22 protein-coding genes are annotated in these 22,861 nt (G+C 68.1%); 7 read left to right on the forward strand and 15 right to left on the reverse strand.

Annotated features, from left to right (window positions below; translation table 11 throughout):
• Nucleotides 1-20: 20 nt before the first annotated feature.
• The 9 genes from WH5701_RS10500 to WH5701_RS10540 form a co-directional block, all read right to left on the reverse strand.
• Nucleotides 21-569, reverse strand: a complete 549-nt coding sequence (locus WH5701_RS10500) for a CYTH domain-containing protein (RefSeq protein ID WP_006172281.1) — start codon at nt 567-569, stop codon at nt 21-23.
• 60 nt (nt 570-629) lie between these two features.
• Nucleotides 630-1,589 carry an NAD(+) kinase gene (locus WH5701_RS10505; RefSeq protein WP_006172282.1) on the reverse strand — a complete coding sequence of 320 codons (960 nt, stop codon included), beginning with the start codon at nt 1,587-1,589 and terminating at the stop codon, nt 630-632.
• A gap of 57 nt (nt 1,590-1,646) precedes the next feature.
• Nucleotides 1,647-1,973: an NADH-quinone oxidoreductase subunit NuoK gene (nuoK, locus tag WH5701_RS10510; protein ID WP_006172283.1), complete on the reverse strand. Its 327-nt coding sequence runs from the start codon at nt 1,971-1,973 to the stop codon at nt 1,647-1,649.
• Nucleotides 1,974-1,975: 2 nt separating this feature from the next.
• Nucleotides 1,976-2,602: an NADH-quinone oxidoreductase subunit J gene (locus WH5701_RS10515; RefSeq protein ID WP_006172284.1), complete on the reverse strand. Its 627-nt coding sequence runs from the start codon at nt 2,600-2,602 to the stop codon at nt 1,976-1,978.
• Nucleotides 2,602-3,213: an NAD(P)H-quinone oxidoreductase subunit I gene (gene ndhI / locus WH5701_RS10520; RefSeq protein WP_006172285.1), complete on the reverse strand. Its 612-nt coding sequence runs from the start codon at nt 3,211-3,213 to the stop codon at nt 2,602-2,604. The genes WH5701_RS10515 and ndhI overlap by 1 nt, the downstream gene beginning before the upstream one ends.
• Before the next feature lie 100 nt (nt 3,214-3,313).
• Nucleotides 3,314-4,435, reverse strand: a complete 1,122-nt coding sequence (gene nuoH, locus WH5701_RS10525; protein ID WP_037981228.1) for an NADH-quinone oxidoreductase subunit NuoH — start codon at nt 4,433-4,435, stop codon at nt 3,314-3,316.
• A 90-nt stretch (nt 4,436-4,525) separates the two neighbouring features.
• Nucleotides 4,526-5,716 (reverse strand): citrate synthase, encoded by a 1,191-nt coding sequence (locus WH5701_RS10530; RefSeq protein ID WP_006172287.1) that lies wholly within the window; start codon nt 5,714-5,716, stop codon nt 4,526-4,528.
• Nucleotides 5,717-5,783: 67 nt separating this feature from the next.
• Nucleotides 5,784-6,314: a histidine phosphatase family protein gene (locus WH5701_RS10535; RefSeq protein WP_006172288.1), complete on the reverse strand. Its 531-nt coding sequence runs from the start codon at nt 6,312-6,314 to the stop codon at nt 5,784-5,786.
• Between the two features lie 2 nt (nt 6,315-6,316).
• Entirely contained in the window at nt 6,317-7,978 is a 1,662-nt protein-coding gene (locus tag WH5701_RS10540; RefSeq protein WP_232201866.1) for a DUF3352 domain-containing protein, read from the reverse strand.
• An 8-nt stretch (nt 7,979-7,986) separates the two neighbouring features.
• On the opposite strand from WH5701_RS10540, the gene WH5701_RS10545 reads away from it, so the two are divergent.
• From WH5701_RS10545 to WH5701_RS10555, 3 genes are all read left to right on the forward strand, one after another.
• Nucleotides 7,987-8,400, forward strand: a complete 414-nt coding sequence (locus WH5701_RS10545; RefSeq protein ID WP_006172290.1) for a rhodanese-like domain-containing protein — start codon at nt 7,987-7,989, stop codon at nt 8,398-8,400.
• Nucleotides 8,401-8,501: 101 nt separating this feature from the next.
• The gene (locus tag WH5701_RS10550; RefSeq protein ID WP_006172291.1) at nt 8,502-9,503 is read left to right on the forward strand and encodes a heat-inducible transcriptional repressor HrcA; all 1,002 of its coding nucleotides are present in this window, start codon (nt 8,502-8,504) and stop codon (nt 9,501-9,503) included.
• Nucleotides 9,504-9,515: 12 nt separating this feature from the next.
• Complete coding sequence (locus tag WH5701_RS10555; protein ID WP_006172292.1) at nt 9,516-10,331, forward strand: hypothetical protein; 816 nt, start codon at nt 9,516-9,518, stop codon at nt 10,329-10,331.
• A 9-nt stretch (nt 10,332-10,340) separates the two neighbouring features.
• Here WH5701_RS10555 and trpB read toward each other — a convergent pair whose 3' ends face one another.
• Both trpB and WH5701_RS10565 read right to left on the reverse strand, forming a co-directional pair.
• Nucleotides 10,341-11,600, reverse strand: a complete 1,260-nt coding sequence (gene trpB / locus WH5701_RS10560; RefSeq protein ID WP_006172293.1) for a tryptophan synthase subunit beta — start codon at nt 11,598-11,600, stop codon at nt 10,341-10,343.
• 25 nt (nt 11,601-11,625) lie between these two features.
• Nucleotides 11,626-11,880: a hypothetical protein gene (locus tag WH5701_RS10565; protein WP_006172294.1), complete on the reverse strand. Its 255-nt coding sequence runs from the start codon at nt 11,878-11,880 to the stop codon at nt 11,626-11,628.
• Between the two features lie 47 nt (nt 11,881-11,927).
• Here WH5701_RS10565 and WH5701_RS10570 point away from each other — a divergent pair, with 47 nt between their 5' ends.
• Together WH5701_RS10570 and cysC are read left to right on the forward strand one after the other, a co-directional pair.
• Nucleotides 11,928-12,257 (forward strand): translation initiation factor, encoded by a 330-nt coding sequence (locus WH5701_RS10570; protein WP_006172295.1) that lies wholly within the window; start codon nt 11,928-11,930, stop codon nt 12,255-12,257.
• Between the two features lie 85 nt (nt 12,258-12,342).
• Complete coding sequence (gene cysC / locus WH5701_RS10575) at nt 12,343-12,966, forward strand: adenylyl-sulfate kinase (RefSeq protein WP_006172296.1); 624 nt, start codon at nt 12,343-12,345, stop codon at nt 12,964-12,966.
• Here cysC and WH5701_RS10580 read toward each other — a convergent pair.
• The 3 genes from WH5701_RS10580 to purE are packed head-to-tail and all read right to left on the reverse strand — an operon-like array spanning nt 12,926 to nt 16,119.
• Nucleotides 12,926-14,065: an AI-2E family transporter gene (locus WH5701_RS10580; protein WP_006172297.1), complete on the reverse strand. Its 1,140-nt coding sequence runs from the start codon at nt 14,063-14,065 to the stop codon at nt 12,926-12,928. The genes cysC and WH5701_RS10580 overlap by 41 nt on opposite strands.
• Nucleotides 14,062-15,618 carry a hypothetical protein gene (locus WH5701_RS10585; RefSeq protein WP_006172298.1) on the reverse strand — a complete coding sequence of 519 codons (1,557 nt, stop codon included), beginning with the start codon at nt 15,616-15,618 and terminating at the stop codon, nt 14,062-14,064. The genes WH5701_RS10580 and WH5701_RS10585 overlap by 4 nt, the downstream gene beginning before the upstream one ends.
• A 3-nt stretch (nt 15,619-15,621) precedes the next feature.
• Entirely contained in the window at nt 15,622-16,119 is a 498-nt protein-coding gene (purE, locus tag WH5701_RS10590) for a 5-(carboxyamino)imidazole ribonucleotide mutase (RefSeq protein WP_037981239.1), read from the reverse strand.
• Between the two features lie 157 nt (nt 16,120-16,276).
• On the opposite strand from purE, the gene WH5701_RS10595 reads away from it, so the two are divergent.
• The gene (locus WH5701_RS10595; RefSeq protein WP_006172300.1) at nt 16,277-17,452 is read left to right on the forward strand and encodes a hypothetical protein; all 1,176 of its coding nucleotides are present in this window, start codon (nt 16,277-16,279) and stop codon (nt 17,450-17,452) included.
• 27 nt (nt 17,453-17,479) lie between these two features.
• Entirely contained in the window at nt 17,480-18,199 is a 720-nt protein-coding gene (gene bchM / locus WH5701_RS10600; RefSeq protein WP_006172301.1) for a magnesium protoporphyrin IX methyltransferase, read from the forward strand.
• A gap of 39 nt (nt 18,200-18,238) precedes the next feature.
• Here the strand turns inward: bchM and gltB are convergent, their stop codons facing one another.
• Nucleotides 18,239-22,837: a glutamate synthase large subunit gene (gltB, locus tag WH5701_RS10605; RefSeq protein ID WP_006172303.1), complete on the reverse strand. Its 4,599-nt coding sequence runs from the start codon at nt 22,835-22,837 to the stop codon at nt 18,239-18,241.
• Between the last annotated feature and the right edge of the window lie 24 nt (nt 22,838-22,861).

Genomic DNA, 22,861 nt, shown 5'->3' on the forward strand with positions numbered 1-22,861 from the left:
GAGAAATCCTTAATGAAATCCTAGCTGATGTCGCTGTCGTTACAAAGGCCGTCCGCCAACAAAGCCTGCCGATCCGCCTCGGACCAGCAGCTCCATGGGCGCCGCGCCAGGGCCGCATTGCTGAGCGCCCCAAGCCCGGTGATCTCCCGATGGCACCAGGCCGGCAGCGCCAGCACTTGGTCCTCCCGCTCCAGCTCCACTTCCGCCACCACCAGGGGCGAGTTCTCCCCCTCGAACACGTCAAGCACCCAATCACCGCCAGGCAGGTCAAGCCCGTAGCGCTCCTTGCTGAGGCTGGCCGCGGCCAGGCCCAGCAGCTGACGGGCATCGGCGACCGGGATCGCATACTCGAACTCCGCACGAGTGACGGCGGTGACGGTGGCCTTAAGGGTCAGCCAGGCCCGCTCCCCCTGCGCCGCCTCGGTTCGCCCGTCCTCCAGGCGCACCCGCACAGTGACCCCATCGGCAGAAGCCTGCAGATAGCCCTGGCACAGGTGTTGCCGCCAGAGGATGTGCTCCCTCCACCCCGTTCCTCCCACGAGGAAGCGGCGCTCGATCTCCAGAGCCACCGATCAAAACCACAAGCAGTAGTCCATCCTGCCGTCAGGCCTTCGGCGAGGGTGCTCCGTTCAGTTGGCGGAGGGTTCTGAGGCAGTGAGGTCGCCGGCCCAGTGCAGCTTGTGGCTGAGGGTGCGGTAGTAGGACGGGCTCTGCTGCAGCACCACCATCAGGGCGCAGTGGCTGGAGCGCTGCACCACGCAGCGATCGCCCGGTTCCAGCATCGTGGCATGGGCTCCGTCCTTCCAGAGCTTCACCCGCCGGCTCGGCTCACCAAGGGGCCAGATCGCCAGCTGCGAGCGGGGTGGCACCACCACCGGCCGACTGGAGAGGCTCATCGGGCAGATCGGATTGACCACGATGGCATCGATTCCGGGATGGAGGATCGGGCCTCCGGCCGCCATGGCGTAACCGGTGGAGCCGGTGGAGGTGGCGATGATCAGACCATCGCCGCGGAACTGATCCACCACCTCCCCGTCGATCTCAAGCTCCAGCACGCAGGTGGGCGAGAGCTCATCGAGGAAGGGGCGGAAATAGAAATCATTGAGCGCCCGGTGCAGCCGGGCGGGCCCATCGCTGGCGGGATCCTCCTGCTCATCCCCTTCGGGCACCCCATCGCCGCGATCAACGAAGGCTTCCAGCATCATGCGGCGCTCGAGGGCGAAGCGGTCATCGCGCAGCCGTTGCCAGAGGTTGTCGTCAGAGGAGGTGGTGCTGAGCACCAGTAACTTGCGCTCATGGGTGAGGAATCCGAGGTGCCCACCCACGTTGAAGCTCAGGATCGGCACATCCAGGGGGCCGAGGTGACGGGCCGCGCCGAGGACGGTGCCATCCCCACCCAGCACCACGGTGAGGTCAGGCAGGCAAGGCTCTGTAGCCAGCAAGCCCGGGAAGGGATTGGAGCTGGCTCCGCTGCTGGCCACCGTGACCTGAACCCCCTGGGAACGCAGGTCTTCACAGCAGCGCCTTGCCTGGCGCTGAGCCGCCTGGCTGCCGGAGCGCACGATCAGCCAGACCCGCTGCAGCTGCATGGAATCAGGCCCGAACCCAGAATCGCCAAACCGGAGGGGGAGCGTCGGGGAAGAAGATCACCAGCGCAACAGGTTGAAGCGCTCCATGTCGACGGTTTCGCGGTTGCGGTAGAGGGACAGCAGGATCGCCAGGCCCACGGCCGCTTCGGCGGCGGCCACGGTGATCACGAAAATGGCAAAGACCTGGCCACGGATCTGCTGGCCATCGATGTAACTGGAGAAGGCCATCAGGTTGATGTTGACGGCATTGAGCATCAACTCGATGCTCATCAGAACACGCACGGCGTTGCGGCTGTTGATCAGGCCCCAGACCCCGGTGCAAAAGAGGATGGCAGCAAGCACCAGGTAGGCCTGGAGCGGAATATCAATGGAGGTGGCGGACATGATCAGACTTTTTCCAGCAGGGTGGTATCGCCGGCGCTGTTCTCCAGCAGCAGTGGGGTGCGCTCTTTTTCGATCAGTCCTTGATCGGCGGCTTCACCCGTGATCACATCACTGCTGAACACGTCGCGACGGGCGAGCACGATCGCTCCGATCATCGCCATCAGCAGCAGAACCGAGGCCAGCTCGAAGGGCAGCAGATAATCGCTGAAGAGGTGGATGCCGATCAGCACCGTGGCGTCATCCCCGAGAGGGGTGGGCCCCGGCACAGCCCAGGGGGTGGTGAGATCGACCCGCAGGATCAGCAGGAACAGACCGAGGCAGACGGCCCCGGAGAGCAAGCGGCGCAGGAGCAGGCCGGGGATCTCGGCCATGGCCTCTTTCTTGTTCACGAGCATGATCGCGAACAGGATCAGCACGTTCACGGCGCCCACGTACACCAGGACCTGGGCCGCAGCAACAAAACTGGCATTCAGCAGCAGGTAAAGACCAGCCACGGAGAGGAAAACACCAGCCAGCAGGAAGGCTGAATAGACGATGTTGGGCAGCAGCACAACCCCGAGTGAGCCCAGCACCAGGGTGAGGGAGAGGGCGATGAAGCAGACGAGCTGGGTGACGGACGCGATCGTCATCAGGCGTTCTCCGCGGGCTTGGCGGCTGATGCCGCCATCTCAGCCTGCACCTGCTCCGGCAGCTTTCCGGCCCTTGGCCTGGAGGGATCGACCCCGTGGGGGTCCATCTCTCCCTTGGGAAGGTAGGCCAGCTCACGCAGGGGCACCACGGCCGGATCACTGGTGACGCTGGTGGGAAGGCGACCCAAGGCCACGCTGTCGTAGTTGAGGCTGTGGCGGTCAAAGGCTGCCAACTCGTATTCCTCAGTCATGGAGAGGCAGTTGGTCGGGCAATACTCCACGCAATTGCCGCAGAAAATACAGACCCCGAAGTCGATGGAGTAGTTCTTCAGCTCCTTTTTCTTGGTCTCCTTGTTCATCACCCAATCCACCACCGGCAGGTTGATGGGGCACACCCGCACGCAGACCTCACAGGAGATGCATTTATCGAACTCGTAGTGGATCCTGCCCCGATATCGCTCCGAGGGGATCAGCTTCTCGTAAGGGTATTGAACGGTGATCGGCCTGCGGCGCAGGTGATCAAACGTGACCGACAGGCCTTGGGTGATGTAATTGGCCGCACCGACGGCGTCCTTGGTGTAGTCACCGACCTTTTGCAGGAATCCGAACATGGCGGGGGAGTCGGAGAGGAACGAAGACAGGAGCTGGGAGCTGGAGAGTTGGAGCTGAGGCTGGAACAGAGAATTGGGTCAATGATGACCGGCTGGCCGCTCAACCGCCGAAAAAGGCGGGGAAGGCGAGCTTCAGGCCAGCGGTGACCAGCAGATTGACCAGGGCGATGGGCAGCAAAAACTTCCAGCCCAGATCCAGAAGCTGGTCGATGCGCACCCGTGGGAGCGTCCAGCGCAGCAGGATGGCGATGAACACCAGCAGGTAGGCCTTGAGCACCGTCATGACGATGCCCAGGGAACCGGTGATCACCTGCACCAGAGGGGCATCCACCGACTGGCCGAGGGCGCCGGCCAGCCACTCCACCGGCAGAGGGAACCCCCAGCCGCCGAGATAGAGGACGGCCACCAGCAGGGCCGAGAGCACCAGGTTGATGTAACTGCCCAGGTAGAAGAGGGCGAACTTCATGCCGGCGTACTCGGTCTGGTAGCCAGCCACCAGTTCCTCTTCCGCCTCGGGGAGGTCGAAAGGAAGGCGTTCGCATTCGGCCAGGGCGCAGATCCAGAAGATCAGGAACCCCACGGGCTGACGCCAGATGTTCCAGCTGAGAATGCCGGCACCGCTCTGCTGGTTGACGATGTCGACGGTGCTGAGGGAGTTGCTCATCATCACGACCGCCAGCACCGCCAGAGCCAGGGGGATTTCGTAGCTGATCGACTGGGCCGCGGCCCGCAGCCCTCCCAGCAAGGAGTACTTGTTGTTGCTGGCGTAGCCGCTCATCAGCAGCCCGATCGGCTGGATGCTGCTGAGGGCGATCCAGAGGAACACGCCGATGCCCACATCGCTGATCAGCAGGTTCTGACCGAAGGGCACCACCAGCCAGGAGAGGATGACCGGCACCAGCACCAGCACCGGGCCGAGGGTGAACAGCAGCCCGTCGGCGCGGTGGGGGATGACGTCTTCCTTGAACAGCAGCTTGAGGCCATCGGCCATCGGCTGCAGCACCCCGAGTGCACCGGCGTATTCAGGGCCGATCCGCTGCTGCACAGCGGCGGAAATCTTGCGCTCCAGCCAGACGTTGACCAGCACGCCGATGACGGCGGCCACCAGCACCAGCAGCATCGGCAGGGGCAGCCAGAGCAGATGGGCCGTGCCCTGGCTCAGGCCGAATCCCTCCAGGGTGCTGGTGAAACTGGATTGAAGGTCAAGACCAGGGCCAACCACAGCCAGAGCTGGCCAGCTGGTGGTCAAGAGAACTGGTGCCGGGTCGATCAACACCGTGACAACTCCGCGTCTCGCTGAGGTGTAGGCAACTTAAACGCCTGGCAGGGCATTGCGGGCATCCTGAGGCAACCAACTCCTGCGGCCGTAGCCGGTATAGATCTGGGTGGGGCGGTAGATGCGGTTGGCCCCCAGCTGCTCCTTCCAGTGGGCAAGCCAGCCGGCCACCCTGGCAATCGCGAAGATCGGGGTGAACAGATCCCTGGGGATGCCGAGCTTGCGGTACACGAGCCCGGAATAGAAATCGACGTTGGGGTAGATGCCCTTCGGACCAAGGCGATCGGAGGCCACCTCCTCCACCCGCCGGGCCACGTCGTACATGGCGTCGTGCCCGAAGCGATCGAACAGCTGCTCAGCCAGGCCCTGGAGAATCACGGCCCGGGGGTCCTTGACCTTGTATTCACGGTGCCCGAAGCCCATGATCTTCTGCTTCTCCGCAATGGCCCGGTCCAGCCAGGCTTCCGCCTGGTCCTCGCTGCCGATCTGCTCGAGCATGGCCAGCACGTCTTCGTTGGCACCACCGTGGAGGGGGCCGGCCAGGGTGCCCACCGCCGAGGCCACCACGGCATAGGGATCGGTGAGAGTGCTGGCGGTGACCCGGGCACTGAAGGTGCTGGCGTTGAGGCTGTGCTCGGCGTGCAGGATCAGGCAGGCATCGAAGATCCTGGCCGCCAGCGGATCGGGCTCCCGCTCGGTGAGCATGTAGAGGAAGTTGGCCGAATAGGACAGATCGTCGCGAGGCTGAATCGGATCCTGACCCAGGCGAATCAGCTGGTAGGCAGCCACCATCGTGGGGATCTTGGCGATCAGGCGCACCACCGCCGCCTCGATGTAGGCGGGATCATCCAGGGCCCGGCGGGAATAGAACAGCCCAAGAGAGGCCGCGCTCGACTGCAGCGCGTCCATGGGGTGCCCGTCGGCCGGGAAGCACTTCATCATGTCCCGGATGCGGAAGCTCACCCGCCGGTGCATCTGCACGTTGTGCTCGAAGGCGCGCAGGTGCTCGACGGTGGGCAGCTCACCCCAGATCAGCAGATGGGCGGTTTCCAGGAAGGTGCTGTAGGCCGCCAGTTCCTCCAGGGGATAGCCGCGGTAGGTGAGCAGGCCCTGGAGGCCATCGATATCGCAGATGGCCGACTGGGTCGCCGGCACACCCTCCAGCCCGGGACGGAAGACCGGCGCCGCTTCGGCCGCAACCCGGTTTGCATCCACCACCATCCGCATCGTCCCTGCTTCAGATCCGAAGCTAGGTCGAGGCTTCGCCCCCTGCCGTAGCCCTGCTGACCAGCCCTCAGATGAGGCAGGCGGGGCTGAGCAACAGGCGCAGGCAGGCGCTGCCCGCCAGGGGCTGGTGGGCCATGCTGCCGGGGACAGGCATCTCGAGCAGGGCCACTCCGGCCTTCTTCAGGCGCAGGGCCCCGGGGGGAGCGCCACAGAGGCGGGCAGCGAGGGCGCTGAGGTCGGGCTCATGGCCCACCAGCCCAAGTCGGCCACCCCCGGCCAGGGGACCATCCAGCGCCAGCCACTGCCCCAGCAGAGGCATCGGATCGGCATCGGGGGCGAGTTCGGCCGCGATCGCCAATGCAGCGCAAAGGCCCTGCTCACGGGCGATCTGGGCCGTCTGGAGCGCCCGCACCAGCGGACTGCTCAGCAGCTGATCGCAGTGCAGCTCCAGCTCCTTGAGCCGACGCACCACCGCGGCCGTCCGGCGGCGGCCGCGCTCCGTCAAGGGGCGCTCGCCATCGGGGCGCACACCGGGGCCAGGGTCCTGGCGCTCCTCGGCGAGACCATGGCGCAGCAACAGCAGGGAGACGGAGGCCATGGTCAGCCCAGCTCCAGACGTGCCCGCAGGGCAAGCAGCGAGGACGGGCCCAGAGGCGGCGGTGAATCCTCCAGCAGGGGCGGCTCGATCGCCAGGCTGAAGGCCAGACCCTCCACGCCATCCACCAGGGGATGGCCCACCAGGCCGGTGATCAGTTGCCAGGGATGCCAGGGGGCCAGCAGGTCCTGGGCGGGCTCGGCGGCCAGGGCCGCCTGCAGGGGAGCGCCGCGGGTCCCCAGGGCCTGAAGTTGCTCGATCCGCTCCCGCGGAGGCTGGCGGCCCTGCACCTGATCGTCGAGGGCCGCCAGGCCCTCGCCCCACCAGGAGGTGTCGCCCTGATCGAAGCGGGCACCGGCCAGCGTCGCCTGCAGGCGGTCGGGATCGCCTTTGCCGGGGCGGGCCTCAAGGCGGCTCCAGACCTGCAGGGTCTGGCCAGCTCGGTTCAGGGGAGCTGGGCTGTAGCCCTCATCGATCAGGGCGGGGCGAAGTTGCTCGGTGGCCAGGGCCGAGGCGGCGGTGGCGAGCATCCAGCCTTCCCTGCGGCGCAGGCCCAGCAAGGGGCCATGGTCGGCGGCCGCCACCAGCGACGGCAGCGGCCCATTCAGCTGAGCGAGGGTCTGGCGCAGCAGCGGCCCCACCAGGGACGTCCAGAGGTCAGCGCTGGCCGGGTCGCCCGGCTCCGCCAGCAGGGAGGCCGGATCCTGGAGCAAAGCCAGGCTCGCCACCGGGCCGCGTAATTCGGCGAGCAGGTCGGGAAGCGGATCCAGCTGCAGCGGCGGCAACGCCTGACGCACGGGCAGCAGCGCCTGGAGCTGCAGGCCGTGGCCGCCTGGCACCAGGGCAGCCACCAACTCACCCAGCCCCTCGGCCCCCACCAGGGTGGGGGGCAGATCAAGCCAGTCGCTGAAGGCCTGCGGGCGGGCGGTGAGCAGGGCCACTCCCCGCCCCAGCCGGCCGACGGCGGCCTGAAGCGAGTCCTGCCCCGCCTGGTTGAGTTCCTCGATCTGGGACACGTCGAGGGCCTGCTCCAGCACCCCACGGCCGGAGGCGATCAACACCAGCTGATCGTCGATCAGGGCTGTGGCCAGGGGCTGGCTGGACTCACCCACCAGGGCGCCGCGGCCGCTGATCAGCCCCATGCCCCGGTAGCTGCTGATCTGCAGGGCGGTGCCCGCCAGGCTGCGGGATTGCCAGAAGCGCTGAAGGAAACGGCGGGCGCCCTCTGGTTCGCGGCAGCCCAGGGCCAGCAACCAACCGCTGGGACCGCCGCTCCCCTCAGGAGCGATCACAGCCAGGCTGGTGTCAGGGCCCAGCCAGCCGGCCAGCTCACTGGAATAGTCGAGGCCGGCCGTGGCGAAGGCACCATCGCGCAGGTTCAGCATCAGCTCGGCCGCTCCCCGGCGCTGGGGCGGGGGAGCCACGGCCCTGGCGTAGGCCACCAGGTCGTCGGGTTCCACCAGCAGGTGAAGACTGAGCAGCGCGGTGCGCGGCACGAAGCGGGCCGCCAGGGGCAGGTGCAGCGGCTGCTGCTCCAGGCGCAGGGGACTCTGACGGAGCGCCAGCCACCAGAAGCCTCCCCCCAGGGAGAGCAGGAGCAGTGCTGCCGTCAGCACAGCCGCCAGGAAGGGGCGAGCCTTCATGCGCCGCACACAGGGTGCTGTCATCTTCATCCATGACCACGCCCGCTGACAGCCCCAGGGCCCAGTACCGAGCCGATCGCGTCACCATGGATGCCATGACCACCCCGACCCCAAGGGCCATCCGCGCCAGCGCACTCCAGCAACGGCTGCTCAGCGGCGAACCGCTGCTGCTGGTGGACGTGCGCGAACCGGCTGAACTGGAGATGGCCGCGCTGCAAGAGCCGGTGCTGCATCTGCCGCTCAGCCGCTCAGCCGAATGGCTGGAGCGCATCGAGAGCCTGATCGGGCGGGACCAGACGGTGGTGGTGCTCTGCCATGCCGGAATCCGCAGCTGGCAGTTCGCCTGCTGGTTGATGGAGGCCCAGGGCTACGACGACGTGCTCAACCTGCAGGGGGGCATCGACGCCTGGAGCGTGGAGGTGGATCCCTCGGTGCCGCGCTACTGAGGGCTGATCGTCAGGGCTGGATCCCTTCCTGGCCGCAACAGACTGGCTGGAGTGAAGACTTCTTCTTTACCATCAGGCCCAGACATTCCGCCAGCGCGCATGTGAACGCCCTGCCCCACCGCCAACAGCAGGTGCTGCAGGCCACGGTGCATCACTACGTCGACACCATGGAGCCGGTGGGCAGCCGCACCCTGATCCGCCGCTTCGGCTTGCCCGCCAGCGCAGCCACGGTGCGCTCGACCATGGGAGCGCTTGAGCAACGGGGCCTGTTGCTGCAGCCCCACACCTCTGCCGGCCGCATCCCCAGCCAGCAGGGCTACCGCCTGTACGTGGATGCGCTGCTGCCGGCTCCAGGGGCCGGGGCGGTGCAACTGCAGCGGGAACTGCTGGGCCTGAGCCTGCAGTGGGCAGCCCTCGATGATCTGCTGCTGCACCTGGCCCGTCGCCTGGCCGATCTCACTGGTCTGATGAGTCTCATCACCCGTCCGCAGCGGGCCGAGTCACGCCTGCAGGCGATCCGGCTGGTGCCCAACGGCGAGCGGCTGCTGGTGCTGCTGGTGGAGAACGCCCTGGTGGCCAGCAGCCTCAACCTGCGCCTGCCCCCTGGGGCCAGACCGGAGCTGCCAGCCCTGGAGGGGTGGCTGCAGACAGAACTGGACCGCCCCCCCGGGGGCCTGATCCGCTGGGAGAGCCTCCCCTCCCAGCTGCGCACCAGCGGCGGCGTGCTGCGCCAGGCCCTGCGCAGCCACCGTCAGGCCCGAAGCAGCGATGGCGACGGTGCCGTGGTCGTGGGCATGGGCGGGCTGCTGGCCCAGCCCGAATTCAGCCGCAGCGCCGATCTCCGTCCATTGCTGCAGCTGGTGGAGGAGGAGCCTCTGCGCCTGCTGCAACCATCGCGGCAGCAGGACCCGGAGGGGATCTGGATCGGGGCGGAGCATCCCCATCCCGCCCTGCGCCACTGCGCCGTGGTGCGGGCCACCTACCGGAGCGGAGACGGCAGCGAAGGCCAGGTGGCTCTGCTGGGGCCGATGCGCATGGCCTATGCCACAGCGATCTCAGCGGTGCGCTCGGTGGCCACTAGCCTGCAGCGTCTGCTCAGCTGAGGCCCCAACCGAATGACCTATTGCGTGGGGTTCTGGTTGGAAAGTGGCCTGGTGATGGCCTCCGACTCCCGCACCAACGCCGGCGTCGACTACATCTCGTCGTACCGGAAGCTGCACACCTTCGAGCCGGCTCCCGACCGGCTGTTCATGCTCCTGGCCGCCGGCAACCTGGCCACAACCCAGGCTGTGATCAATCACATCAAGCGCGACCTGAACCAGGCCCGGCGCGATGGGCCTGGCCTGGCGGGGCTGCCGTTGGTCGGTCAGGGGAGTTCCGGTGGGGCTTCCAGACAACACGATCTGCTCAGTGCCAGCTATCTGTTCGAGGTGGCCGCCTACATCGGCCGGCTGAGTGTGGAGGTGCAGAACGAGAACCACTCGGCGCTGCACCAGGTGGGCGCCAGCGGCGAGGCCAGTTTCATCCTCGGTGGCCAGATCGCCGGCCAGCCCCATGGCCTGTACCTGATCTACCCCCAGGGCAACGCGATCATGGCCACACCCGAAACACCCTTCCTGCAGATCGGGGAGAGCAAGTACGGCAAGCCCCCGCTCGATTCGGTGGGGCACTGCAGGATGTCGCTGGAAGATGCAGCCCGGCTCTGCCTGGTGTCGCAGGTGATCACCCGCCGCTCCAACCTCACCGTGGGGCCTCCCTTCGAGGTGGCCCTCTACCCCCGCGACAGCCTGGCGGTGGCGCACCATCAGAGGCTGGAGCGGGGCGCCCGCGAAATCGCCGAAATCAACCGGATCTGGATCGAGAGCCAGCGCCAGGCGATGCAGAGCCTCCCCCGCTTTCCCTGGGAGCAGGCCCAGGATCCCGTGGCCTGAGCCTGCGGATCAGCTGGCCAGCTGGTCCCCGAGCCTGTCGGCCACGGTGTTCACGTCCTTGTCGCCGCGGCCGGAGAGGTTGATCACCAGCTCGGTGCCCGGCGCCAGGGTGGGGCAGAGCTGCTCCAGCCAGGCAAAGGCGTGGGCCGTTTCCAGAGCCGGGATGATGCCCTCCAGCAAACTCACCCGCTGCAGCGCATCAAGGGCCTCCTGATCGGTGACGGCGGCGTACTCGGCCCGGCCCAGCTCCTGCAGGTAGCTGTGCTCGGGGCCCACCCCGGGGTAGTCGAGACCGGCACTGATCGAGTGGGCCTCCTGCACCTGCCCCTGCTCGTCCTGCAGCAGCAGGCTCATGGCACCGTGCAGCACCCCGACGCGGCCTTCGGTGATCGTGGCGGCATGGCGGCCCGTGGCCACGCCATCGCCGGCGGCCTCCACACCGATCAGACGGACGGAGGTGTCGGTGACGAAGGGGTGGAAGAGGCCCATGGCGTTGGAGCCACCGCCCACGCAGGCGAGGAGCACATCGGGCAGGCGGCCGAAGGCCTCCTGGCACTGGACCTTGGTTTCCTCGCCGATCACCGCGTGAAAATCACGCACCAGCATCGGGTAGGGGTGGGGTCCGGCCACCGACCCCAGGATGTAGTGGGTGCTCTCCACGTTGGTCACCCAGTCGCGGATGGCCTCGCTGGTGGCGTCCTTGAGGGTGGCGGTGCCGGCCGTGACCGGCTGCACCGTGGCCCCCAGCAGGCGCATGCGGAACACGTTCAGGGCCTGGCGGCGCATGTCCTCGGCGCCCATGTAGATCACGCACTCCAAACCGAAGCGGGCACAGACGGTGGCGGTGGCCACGCCGTGCTGACCGGCGCCGGTTTCGGCGATGATCCGCTGCTTGCCCATGCGCAGGGCCAGCAACGCCTGACCCAGAGCGTTGTTGATCTTGTGGGCACCGGTGTGGTTGAGGTCCTCACGCTTCAGCCAGATGCGGGGGCCACCCTCGGGGCGCTGGTAGTGGGCGGTGAGCCGCTCGGCCTCGTAGAGCGGCGAGGGGCGACCCACATAGGTTTTGAGCAGATGATCGAGCCGGCTGGTGAAGGCGGGATCAGCCCAGGCCTCAGCCGCCGCCTGCTCCAGCTCCGCCAGGGCGGGCATCAGGGTTTCAGGAACGTACTGGCCGCCATAGCGCCCGAATCGCCCGAGAGAATTGGGGCGGGCCCCCTCCTCCAGGGCAGCGGGATCCTGCGGGATCGGGGGGAGGGTGCTCGTCACCGGTGATCGATCGGGGTGCTCCAGCCTAGGAAGCGGGCCGCGGCGGCACCGGCGGCGGTGGCAGGGTCCAGCTGTCGCCTCCAGCGGAGCGGGCCGGCGGCCAGCCCGGGGGCTCGTCGATGGCAAGCCGCGCCGCGGGATCGCGGCAGGGGGGCGCCTCCGCCATCGAAAAACTCAGGGCCTGGGCATCGGGCCCGGGCACCGGGATGCAGGCCGGCGCCGCTGGGCGGGGGTTCAGGTTCAAGCGCAGCATCTCGAAGCGGACAGGCGGCAGATCCATCGGCTCAGGGGTGCGCTGTGATGGAAGGCGTAGCGGCAACGGGCGCCATGGGCAAGGGAGGCTGGCAGGAATTCAGTGCCGCGGCGAGTACCGCCCGGCCAGCGGCTGCGGAAGCGGGAGCGGCGGCCCCGCTTCCGCAGCAACGGGTACGGGTGCAGCGCACGAAGGCGGGCAAGGGCGGTAAAACCGTGACAGCCATCACCGGCCTGGAGATCAGTGACGCCGACGCCCGGGCCCTGCTCAAGCGCCTGAAGGCCACCGCCGGCAGCGGCGGCACCCTCAAGAACGGCGTGATCGAGCTGCAGGGGGATCAAGTGACCACCTGCCTGGAGACGCTCACGGCGGAGGGCTTCCGGCCCAGACAGGCTGGAGGCTGATCAGCCGTTGGAGTACTCCAGGCCACCAGGGGTGGCGGAAAGGTGAGACCATCGCCCCACCGCTCTCCCCATACCCGCGCCGTCGATGACCAGCTCCCCCGCCGACAGCAAAGCCACCAACATCGTCTGGCATGAGGCCTCGGTGGACCGCGACTCCCGCGCCAGCCAGCGGGGCCACCGCAGTGCCATCCTCTGGTTCACGGGGCTCTCGGGCGCTGGCAAAAGCACCCTGGCCAACGCCGTGAACGTGGAGCTGTTCCAGCGGGGACTGGCCACCTACCTGCTCGATGGCGACAACGTGCGCCATGGCCTCTGCAAGGACCTGGGGTTCTCCGATGCCGACCGGGAGGAGAACATCCGTCGCATCGGCGAGGTGGCCAAGCTCTTCCTCGACGCCGGCGTGATCACCCTCACCGCCTTCGTGTCGCCCTTCCGGGCCGACCGCGATCGGGCCCGGGCCCTGGTGGAGCGTGGCGATTTCATCGAGATCCACTGCTCCGCCGACCTGGCGGTCTGCGAGCAGCGTGATCCCAAGGGGCTCTACGCCAAGGCCCGTGCCGGCGTGATCAAGGAGTTCACCGGCATCTCCAGTCCCTATGAAGCTCCGGAGTCCCCTGAACTTCTGGTCGACACCAGCGGCAGGCTGGAGGAGAACGTGGCCCAGGTGATCAGCTACCTGGAGTGTCAGGGGTTGATCGCGGCGGGCTGAACATCCGTGCCATGGCCGCCTGCCTGGGCGGTAATTCTGGCTCAGGCAGGCCAAGGCGACGGGCCACCTCATCGAGGAAGGCCTTGAGGCAACTGGCCACCGGCACCGCCAGCAGCAGGCCTAGCAGGTCCCCGAGGCCCAGCAGGCTGCCGATCCGGGCACCGACCGGAAGGCTGAGCAGGAGCCAGGCCGGCTGCAATCCCACGATCTTGCCCATCAAGCGGGGCTGGATCACCTGGTCGACCACCTGGCCCACGGCGATCGCCACCGCCAGCACCTCCAGGCCGGTGGTGGGATCCTCAAGGGCCAGCAGCAGGCTCACCAGCACGATGGTGAAGGCGCTGGCATAGGGGATCAGGGTGGTGAACCCGATGGCCACGGCGAACAACACGCCATAGGGAATCCCCAGCAGGGTGAAGACCACGATCTGGGCCGCGCTCAGGATCAGCGCCAGGATCACCTGGCCGCCGAAGTAACCGCGGAAGGTGCGGTTCACGGTGCCCAGCACCATCTCCCGCCAGCTGGCCGGCAACCAGCGGGCCAGGCCGCGGCTGATCGACTCGCCGCCCAGCAGCAGGAAGATGGCCAGCACGATCACGATCACGCTGTTGATCGTCAGGGTGAGGGTGGCGCCGAGCAGTCCGAGCAGCTTCTGGCTCAGCTGCGAGGCGTATTGGGTGGAGCGGGTGAGCAGGGCACTGCTGAGGTCACCGAAATCCGCCGGCAGACCATGCTCCACCGCCCAGGCCTGGGCCTGATTGAGCAGGGTTTCCGCCTCCACAAACCAGCCCGGCAAGGCTGTGAGCAGATCCGCCAGCTGCTCCACCAGCAGGGGAATGATCCAGAGGGCCACCAGCACCAGCACCAGCAAGCCAAGACCGAGCACCAGGGCGAGGGCCAGGGGCCGGGGCAGGCCGCGGCCCGTCAGCCAGCGGCTGGGGAGATCGAGCAGAAAGGCGATCAGTGCCGCAGTCAGGAACAGAGCCGGGAAGGGCGCGAGCGGCAACAACAGCTGACGCAGCACCCAGAAATTGAGGACCAGCAGGGGCAGGGCCAGGCCCAGCCGCTGCCAGGCGGTGAACAGGGCCGGGCGGATCATGGTGAGGGAACTGCTGCCGCCGGGTCCTGCTCGGCTGAGGGCAGGGGCTTCACCTGCCGGCGGAACACCTCAAGACCTGAGGCGGGCACCGCCACCTCGATCAGCTGGAGCCGCCCAGGAATCAGCGGCTCGAACCGGCCGCCCGGCACATCACCCGGCTGCACCGAGAGCCCGCGATCGATCAGCAGCACGCGCCGCAGGGGCGGGCGCACCTCAATGCTCTCGTCCCGCTGGTCGAGCACCAGATCTGCTTCGCCATGGTCGTAGGCGGGGAGATGCACCGAAGGCAGGCGGTAGGCACGGCGGTTGGAGCGGCCGGTCACCACCACCAGGGTGGTGGCTGGATCGAAGCGGTTCACCGCACGGATGGCCAGGCCCCAGTCGTGATCGTAGGAGCGCAGATTCTCGAGAAAGCGATCCCCGGGCACCAGCAGAAAGAGGGCACACTGCAGGGCGAGCACCAGCAGCAGGGGCCGGGGCCAGCGCAGCGCCCCGCCACCGTCGGCCCGCTCCGCCAGGCGGGCGGCCAGCAGCAGCAGCACGGCCGGAAGGATGGTGGTGGCGTGGCCCATGCGGGTGAAATGAACCACCAGCAGATAGAACGCCGAGGGGACCACCCAGAGGGCGATGAACCAGCGCCGCCAGAGCCGCTCCTGCCGCGGCAGCGGTCCAGGGGCCTTGGCGGCCGGCCCTGCCCAGCTGGTGCCAAGGGCCAGGCCCAGACCAGCCGGGGCCGTGAGCGCCACCGTGCGGATCAGCAACCAGCCGTTGCCAAGCACCCCGCGGTCGGAGGCCTGCTGGGCATGGTCCCCTTTCCAGGCCATCAACTGCTCCCAGAATGGCCCCAGGCCACCCGCCTCCTCCAGAAAAGCCTGGCCCCACCACACCAGCACCCCGAGGCCAAGGGCCACCGACACCAGCAGCCGCCAGGGCTGCAGGCCCCGGCGCCAGCCCCTGAGGCAGCACAGCAGCACCAGGGGAAACAGAAAAAGCGGGGTGTTCGGCCGGATGCCACCGGCGGTGGCCATCAGCAGTGCCAGGGGGGGCAGGAAGCGCTGATCCCCTTCGGCCACGAACCAGGAGCAGCAGGCGATCGCCATGACCCAGCCCAGCTCGGTGCCGTAGCTGAGGGGTTGGCTGGCGTAAAACCAGAGCAGGGGGCTGCTGAACAGCAGCACCACCATCCACCAGGCGGCCCGCTGCCCGCCCCAGCGCCGGGCCAGGGTCCAGCCGAAGGGCAACGCTGCCGCCGACACCAGGGCGTTCACCAGCTCCAGGGCCGCCACCCCGTTGCCGCCGGTGAGCGGCAGGCTCAGGCGTCCGAGGCTGATCAGCCACCAGAAGCAACCGGGCAGGTGAGGCTGGTGGCGATCCAGGTCGAAGTCGGTGAGCGCCAGCACGAAGTTGCCCGCATCCCAGGCCTGCACCAGCTCCGTGCGGGTGAGCCAGCGGCTGAGAGCACCGGCGCAGAACAGCAGAAGCCACCAGATCCAGGGGGCCGCCGCCGGCCGCTGTGCCGCCCCAGGAGCTGTTGAAGAGCCCGACTCCACCATCCTTCAGCCCTCCATGGCGGCCAGATAGGCCGTGCTGCCAAGCTCACTCAGGCGGGCGTCCTTGGCGCAGACCTGATCATGGAGCCCCAGGCGATGCTGCCTGAGCTGCTCGGCCAGGGCAGGATCGGCCGTGGCCAGGATCTGGACCGCCAGCAGACCGGCATTGGTGCCATTGCCGATGGCCACCGTGGCCACGGGGATTCCGGCCGGCATCTGCACGATCGAATGGAGCGAATCCACCCCCGACAGGGCCCGGCTCAACACCGGCACACCGATCACCGGCAGGGTGGTGAGTGCCGCCACCATTCCCGGCAGATGGGCGGCGCCGCCTGCCCCCGCCACGATCACCTTGAGGCCGCGGCCGGCGGCAGCTTCCGCGAAGTTCACCATCTCCCGCGGGGTGCGATGGGCCGAGAGCACCCGCACCTCCACGTCCACACCGAAGTCCTGGAGCACCTTCACCGCCGGCTGCATGGTCGGCAGATCGGAATCGCTGCCCATCACCACGGCCACCAGGGGCGCCGCCCCTGAGCTGGGCGCCGGCGGGTTGACTCCCTCAACGGCGGCGGCAGCGGAAACGGGTTCGAGGGTCAAGGCAGGGGCGGCAGGGGCCGTGCGGCGAGGATGGCATTCTCCCCGCCCGTTCGCCCCGGAGCCGATGACCGTGCGCTGGATCAGCAACGTCCGTCTGCCCCAGGCTTCGACGTGCAGCCATGGCTCCGAGCGGCGCTGGCGCCTCGGCGTGGATGGCCGGGGGCTGATCGTGCGGGTGCTGCCCCTCGAGCCCGGCAGCTGCGCGGCCGGCGACGACTGGGGCGGCGACTGGATCAGCCCCACGGGGGTGGATCTGCAGATCAACGGAGGCCTGGGACTGGCCTTCCCCGAACTGGAGCCGGCCGACCTGCCGCGGCTGCTGGAGCTGCTGGAACTGCTCTGGGCCGATGGGGTGGAGGCGATCTGTCCCACCCTGGTGACCTGCGCCGTGCCTCCCCTGCGCCAGGCCCTGGCCGTGCTGCAGCAGGCCCGCCTCCAGCACCAGCCCGGACGCTGCCAGCTGCTGGGCGCCCATCTGGAGGGTCCCTTCCTGGCAGCGGCTCGGCGCGGCGCCCACCCGGCGGCTCACCTGGCGGTCCCCAGCCTTGAGGCCCTGCAGGAGCGGATCAACGGCCATGAACAGGAGATCGCCCTGGTGACCCTGGCCCCGGAACTTGAGGGGGCCGAAGCGGTGATCGCCGCCCTGCGGCAGCACGGCATCGTGGTGAGCCTGGGCCACAGCGCAGCCACGGAGGCGGAGGCCGAGCGGGCTTTCGCGGTGGGGGTGGGCATGCTCACCCATGTCTTCAATGCCATGCCCGACCTGCACCGCCGAGCCCCCGGTCCGGTGGCGGCGGCCCTGCTGCGCGGCGATGTGGCCCTCGGGCTGATCGCCGATGGGGTGCATGTGGCCCCCTCGATGGCGGTGCTGCTGCAGCGGCTGGCACCCGAGCAGGTGCTGCTGGTGAGCGACGCGCTCGGACCCTATGGCCTGACGGAAGGGCGCCACCGCTGGGATGAACGGGTGCTGCTGGTGGAAGACGGCAGCTGCCGGCTGGAGGACGGCACCCTGGCGGGCGTGACCCTGCCCCTGCTGGAGGGGGTGACGCGCCTGGCCCGCTGGAGCGGTGAACCTGGCCGGGCAATCGCCGCCGCCACGCTCGTACCGCGGCGGGTGCTGGGGGAGCAGCGGGCGCTGCCCCAGCTCCTGCTTGGACGGCACCTGAGCGAGACCCTGCGCTGGCGGGCGGGGGCGGACGGGGAGCTGCGCTGGCGACGTGGATCCGAAGCGGCTCCTTAAGATCCGCCCACCCATACCAGCGCAGCCATGGCCACCTCTCCAGCGCCCGACGCCGGCGCCAAGCTGGCCGAGAAAGCCGAAGTGCGCGACTACTTCAACAGCACGGGCTTCGAGCGCTGGAAGCGGATCTACAGCGACAGCGACGACGTCAACAAGGTGCAGCGCAACATCCGCCTGGGTCACCAGAAGACGGTGGATCAGGTGCTCGAGTGGCTGCAGGAGGAGGGCGATCTGCCCCAGCGCAGTTTCTGTGATGCCGGCTGCGGCGTGGGCAGCCTCAGCCTGCCGCTGGCCCAGCTCGGGGCAGGCAGCATCGCCGCCAGTGACCTCTCCGAAGCCATGGTGGAGGAGGCCCGTCGTCGTCTGGAGGACAGCGGGCTCCCCGCTGATCGGGTGCAGTTCAGCGCCTCCGACCTGGAAAGCCTCCAGGGCCGCTACGACACGGTGATCTGCCTGGACGTGTTCATCCACTACCCCCAGGCCGCGGCCGAAGAGATGGTGCGCCACCTGGGGGGGCTGGCCGAACGGCGTTTGATCGTCAGTTTTGCCCCCTACACCCCACTGCTGGCCCTGCTCAAATCGATCGGGCAGCTGTTCCCTGGGCCGAGCAAGACCACTCGGGCCTACACCCTGAGGGAGGACGGCATCGTGTCCGCCGCCGCCGAGGCAGGCTTCCAGCCCCGGCGCCGCAGCCTCAACCAGGCTCCGTTCTACTTCTCGCGCCTGATCGAGTTCGAGCGCGGCTGAGTCGCCAACCACGCCCGAGGGGCATCAACCAAGCCTGGCTCAGCTGGCCATGGCCAGTTTCTCCCGTTCCAGCAGACCGACCGTGGCCACCTCGCTGGGGGGAACCAGGACCTTGAAGCGTGAGCGCCACTGGGGCCAGTTCGCCAGGATCTCAGCGGCCTTGCGGCTGCCGGTGAGCTCGAGGTGGGCCTCCAGCAGCGGTTTGATCAGTTGCTCCTGCTCCGGGGTTTCCAAGGGATGGACCGAGACGATCTCGGGGTTGAGCAGGCCTGCCAGAGCGTCCTCCTCGTCGAGAAGGAAGGCCACACCGCCGGTCATGCCCGCAGCCACGTTGCGGCCGGTGCTGCCCAGCACAACAACCACCCCACCGGTCATGTATTCACAGCAGTGGTCGCCGCAGCCTTCGACCACGGTTCGCGCGCCGCTGTTGCGAACGGCGAAGCGTTCACCGGCCCGCCCGAGGGCGAACAGCTCGCCTCCGGTGGCGCCGTAGAGACAGGTGTTGCCCAGGATGACCTGGTTGCCGGGATCACGGGTTGCGGCATAAGGCACAACCGTGATGCGGCCTCCGTTGATGCCCTTGCCGACGTAATCGTTGGCATCTCCCTCGAGGCGCAGGTTCATGCCCTGCAGGTTGAAGGCGCCGAAACTCTGGCCGGCAGCACCCTCGAAGCAGAGATCGAGCAGCCCCTTGAACCCCTTGTTGCCGTGGCGGGCAGCCACCTCGCCAGCCAGGCGGGCCCCGACACTGCGGTCGGTGTTCACGATCGGCAGGCGGCGGACCACCTGCCCGTGCTGCTCGATGGCCGCGAGCACCTCGGGATCAACCAGGAGCTGGTCCTCGAGGATCACTCCATTACCATGGGCCTGACTGTCATGGCGAAGCCAGCTGCGGTCGTCGGAACCGGGCAGCGGGGCCAGCAGGCAGGTGAGATCGAGGGCACTGGTCTTGGCCAGGGCCACCTGCCGGGGGTGCAGCAGCTCCACCCGGCCGATCAGGTCCTCCAGCCGGGCCACGCCGAGCACGCTCAGCAACTGGCGCACTTCCTCAGCCACGTAGAGGAAGAAATTGACCACGTGCTCCGGCAGGCCGGTGAAGCGCTTGCGCAGGGCTTCCTTCTGGGTGGCCACCCCCACCGGGCAATTGTTGGTGTGGCAGACACGGGCCATGATGCAGCCCTCGGCGATCATGGCCACCGAACCGAATCCGTATTCCTCGGCGCCGAGCAGGGCCGCCATCAGCACATCCCAGCCTGTTTTGAGGCCGCCATCGGCGCGCAGCAGCACCCGGTTGCGCAGTCCGTTGGCCAGGAGACTGCGGTGCACCTCGGAGAGGCCCAGTTCCCAGGGGCTGCCGGCGTGCTTGATCGAGCTCAGTGGCGAAGCTCCCGTGCCGCCGTCGTGGCCGGAGATCTGAATCACATCGGCGTTGGCCTTGACCACGCCGGCGGCGATCGTGCCAATGCCGATCTCGGCCACCAGCTTCACCGAGACCTTGGCTGCGGGATGCACCTGGTGCAGATCGTGGATCAGCTGGGCCAGATCCTCGATGGAATAGATGTCGTGGTGGGGCGGCGGGGAGATCAGCGCCACACCGGGTTTGCTGTTGCGCAGCCAGCCGATGTAGGCATCCACCTTGGGACCGGGCAACTGGCCCCCTTCACCGGGCTTGGCCCCCTGGGCCACCTTGATCTCCAGCTGCTGGCCACTGCGCAGATACTCAGGCGTGACACCGAAACGCCCCGAGGCCACCTGCTTGATGGCCGAGCAGGCACTGTCACCGGGCACCAGGCCCCTCAGGGTGGGCAGGGTGGCGGAGCGGCCGTCCGCATCGACGTCGGTGAGAGGGTGGTAGCGGGCCGGATCCTCTCCCCCCTCACCGCTGTTGCTCTTGCCGCCGATGCGGTTCATGGCCACCGCCAGCACCTCGTGGGCCTCACGGGAGAGGGCCCCCAGGCTCATGCCACCGGTGCAGAACCGGCTGCAGATGCTCTCGACGCTCTCCACCTGCTCGATCGGCAGGGGGGTGGGGGCGGGGCGCAGCTCCAGCAGGTCGCGCAGGCCCGTGACCGGGCGGTTCTCCAGCAGGGTGCGGTAGGTGGCGAAATGGTCGTAGCCGGGGCCGGCGGCCACGGCCGCATGCAGGGCCTTGGCCATCTCCGGGCTGTTGAGGTGGAACTCACCGCCGGAGCGGTATTGCACGAAGCCCATGAACTCGAGCTTGGTGCGGTTGAGCTCGGGGAAGGCCTTGGCGTGGAACGCCAGGGTTTCGTTGGCGAGATCACGCAGGCTGAGGCCCGCCACCCGGCTGGTGGTGCCGCGGAAGGCCAGGTCGATCAGATCGGCGCCGATGCCGATCGCCTCGAAGATCTGGGCGCCGTGATAGCTGGCGAGCAGCGAGATGCCGATCTTAGAGAGGATCTTGCGCAGACCGGCCTCCAGGGCCTTGCGCACATTGGCCTGGGCCTTGGCGGCATCGATTGCCGGCAGCTTGCCGCGCTCCATCAGGGAGCGGGTCTTGGGGTGGTCCAGCCAGTGGCGGGTGGTCTCCCAGGTGAGCCAGGGGCAGACAGCGCTGGCACCGAAGCCGATCAGGCAGGCCAGGTGGTGGGTGCTCCAGCACTGGGCCGTGTCGATCACCAGGGAGCAGTGCAGGCGCACCCCAAGCCTGAGCAGATGCTGGTGGACTGCGCCCACGGCCAGCAGCGCCGGGATGAAGGTGGTGGTGGCACTCAGGCCCTCGGCGGCCCGATCGGAGAGCACCAGGATCTGACTGCCGTTTTGCACGGCCTGCTCCGCCGCCTGACAGAGACGCTGCACAGCGGCCTCCAGGCCAGCTGGCCCCTGATCCAGCCCATAGAGGGTGGTGAGGGTGGTGGTGGCCAGGCCCTGGCTGGGCAGGGCCTCCAGGTCGGATTCGTTGAGAACGGGCGTGGCGAGGTGGAGCACTGAGGCGGCCGAGGGGTCTGGCCGCAGGGCCGATCCTCGCCGTCCCAGGTGCATCTCCAGGCTCATCACCAACTCCTCGCGGAGTGGATCGATCGGAGGATTGGTGACCTGGGCGAAGCGCTGCTTGAAGTAGTCGTAGAGAAGGTGAGGTTTGTCGGAGAGCACCGCCAGGGGGATGTCGTCGCCCATGCAGTAGGTGGGTTCCTTGCCCTGGGCGGCCATCTCCTCGATCACCAGATCCAGATCCTCGGCGGTGAAGCCGAAGGCGGTCTGATGGCGGAGGAGGTCGAGGTCGCCAAGCTGATGCTCGGTGCGCCAGGGCTGGGGCTCGAGCGAGCGACGATGTTCCTGCAGCCAGGCGGCGTAGGGATAGCGGGAGGCCACTTCCTCCTTCACCTGCCAGTTCTGCAGCAGGCGGCCCTGCTCGAGGTCCACCGCCAGCATCTGGCCGGGACCGAGGCGGCCCTTCTCGACGATGCGGCTTTCCTCGATCTCCACCACCCCGGTTTCCGAACCCATCACCACCAGGCCATCGCTGGTGATGCAGTAGCGAGCGGGGCGCAGTCCGTTGCGATCAAGGGTGGCGCCCACCGTGCGGCCGTCGCTGAACACCAGCAGGGCCGGGCCGTCCCAGGGCTCCTGCAGGCAGGCGGAATACTCGTAAAAGGCTCGGACATCCGGCCGGGCCTCCAGCTCGGGCTGCTGGCGGAACGCTTCCGGCACCAGGGTGAGCAGGCTGTCGGTGATCGGCCGGCCGCTGCGCACCATCAGCTCGAGCATGGCGTCGAGATTGGCCGAATCACTGAAGGCGGCGTTGACCACGGGCTTGAGGTCGGAGGCTGCCTCTCCCCAGACCGCATCGAGATGGGACTCAGCCGCCTGGGCCCAGTTGATGTTCCCCAGCAGGGTGTTGATCTCGCCGTTGTGACCCAGGGTCCGCATCGGCTGGGCCAGGGGCCAGCGGGGCAGGGTGTTGGTGCTGAAGCGGCGGTGATAAACCGCGAAACTCACCGCAAAGCGCGGATCACGCAGATCGGCATAGAAGGCCGCCAGCACCTCGGAGCGCACCATGCCCTTGTACACAAGGGTGCGGCCGCTGAAAGAGGCGAAGTAAAGGTCGTTGGGATCACCGCCCGGAGCCGCCCGCACCAGATCGACGGCCCGGCGGCGGCAGCGGAACAGCAGGGATTCGAGCGCATCGCCCGGCTCGGGGCCTTCGACCAGCCACTGTTCGATGCGTGGGGCGGTCTGGAGCGCTAGGGGGCCGAGCACGGAGGGCTCAACGGGCACGTCTCGCCAGCCCAGGCTGCGCAGACCCACCAGGGAGGCAGCCTGCTCGCACAACCGCTTGTACTCCTGGCGTTTCGGCTCCGCAACCGGCAGGAAGACCATCCCCAGGCCCCGCCGACCCTCCGCCGCCAGGGCGGATTCGGGCCAGACCTCCTCCAGATAGCTCCAGGGAATGCCGCAGAGCACACCGGCGCCGTCGCCTGAATCGCCATCGCCGCCGCAACCGCCGCGGTGCTCCATACAGCCCAGACCACGCAAGGCCTGCTCCAGCAGCCAGTGACTGGGTTCACCGCTGAGCTGGGCCAGGAAGCCAACCCCGCAGGCATCCTTTTCTCCCGCGACCTCCCTGGGTGCCGGACTGTCGCAATGGGGCCAAACAGAGCGGCGATGAAAAGGCATAGCCCGGCAAAAACCTGTCGGTAG

It is taken from the genome of Synechococcus sp. WH 5701 (genome assembly GCF_000153045.1).
GTDB classification, from domain to species: domain Bacteria; phylum Cyanobacteriota; class Cyanobacteriia; order PCC-6307; family Cyanobiaceae; genus Regnicoccus_A; species Regnicoccus_A antarcticus.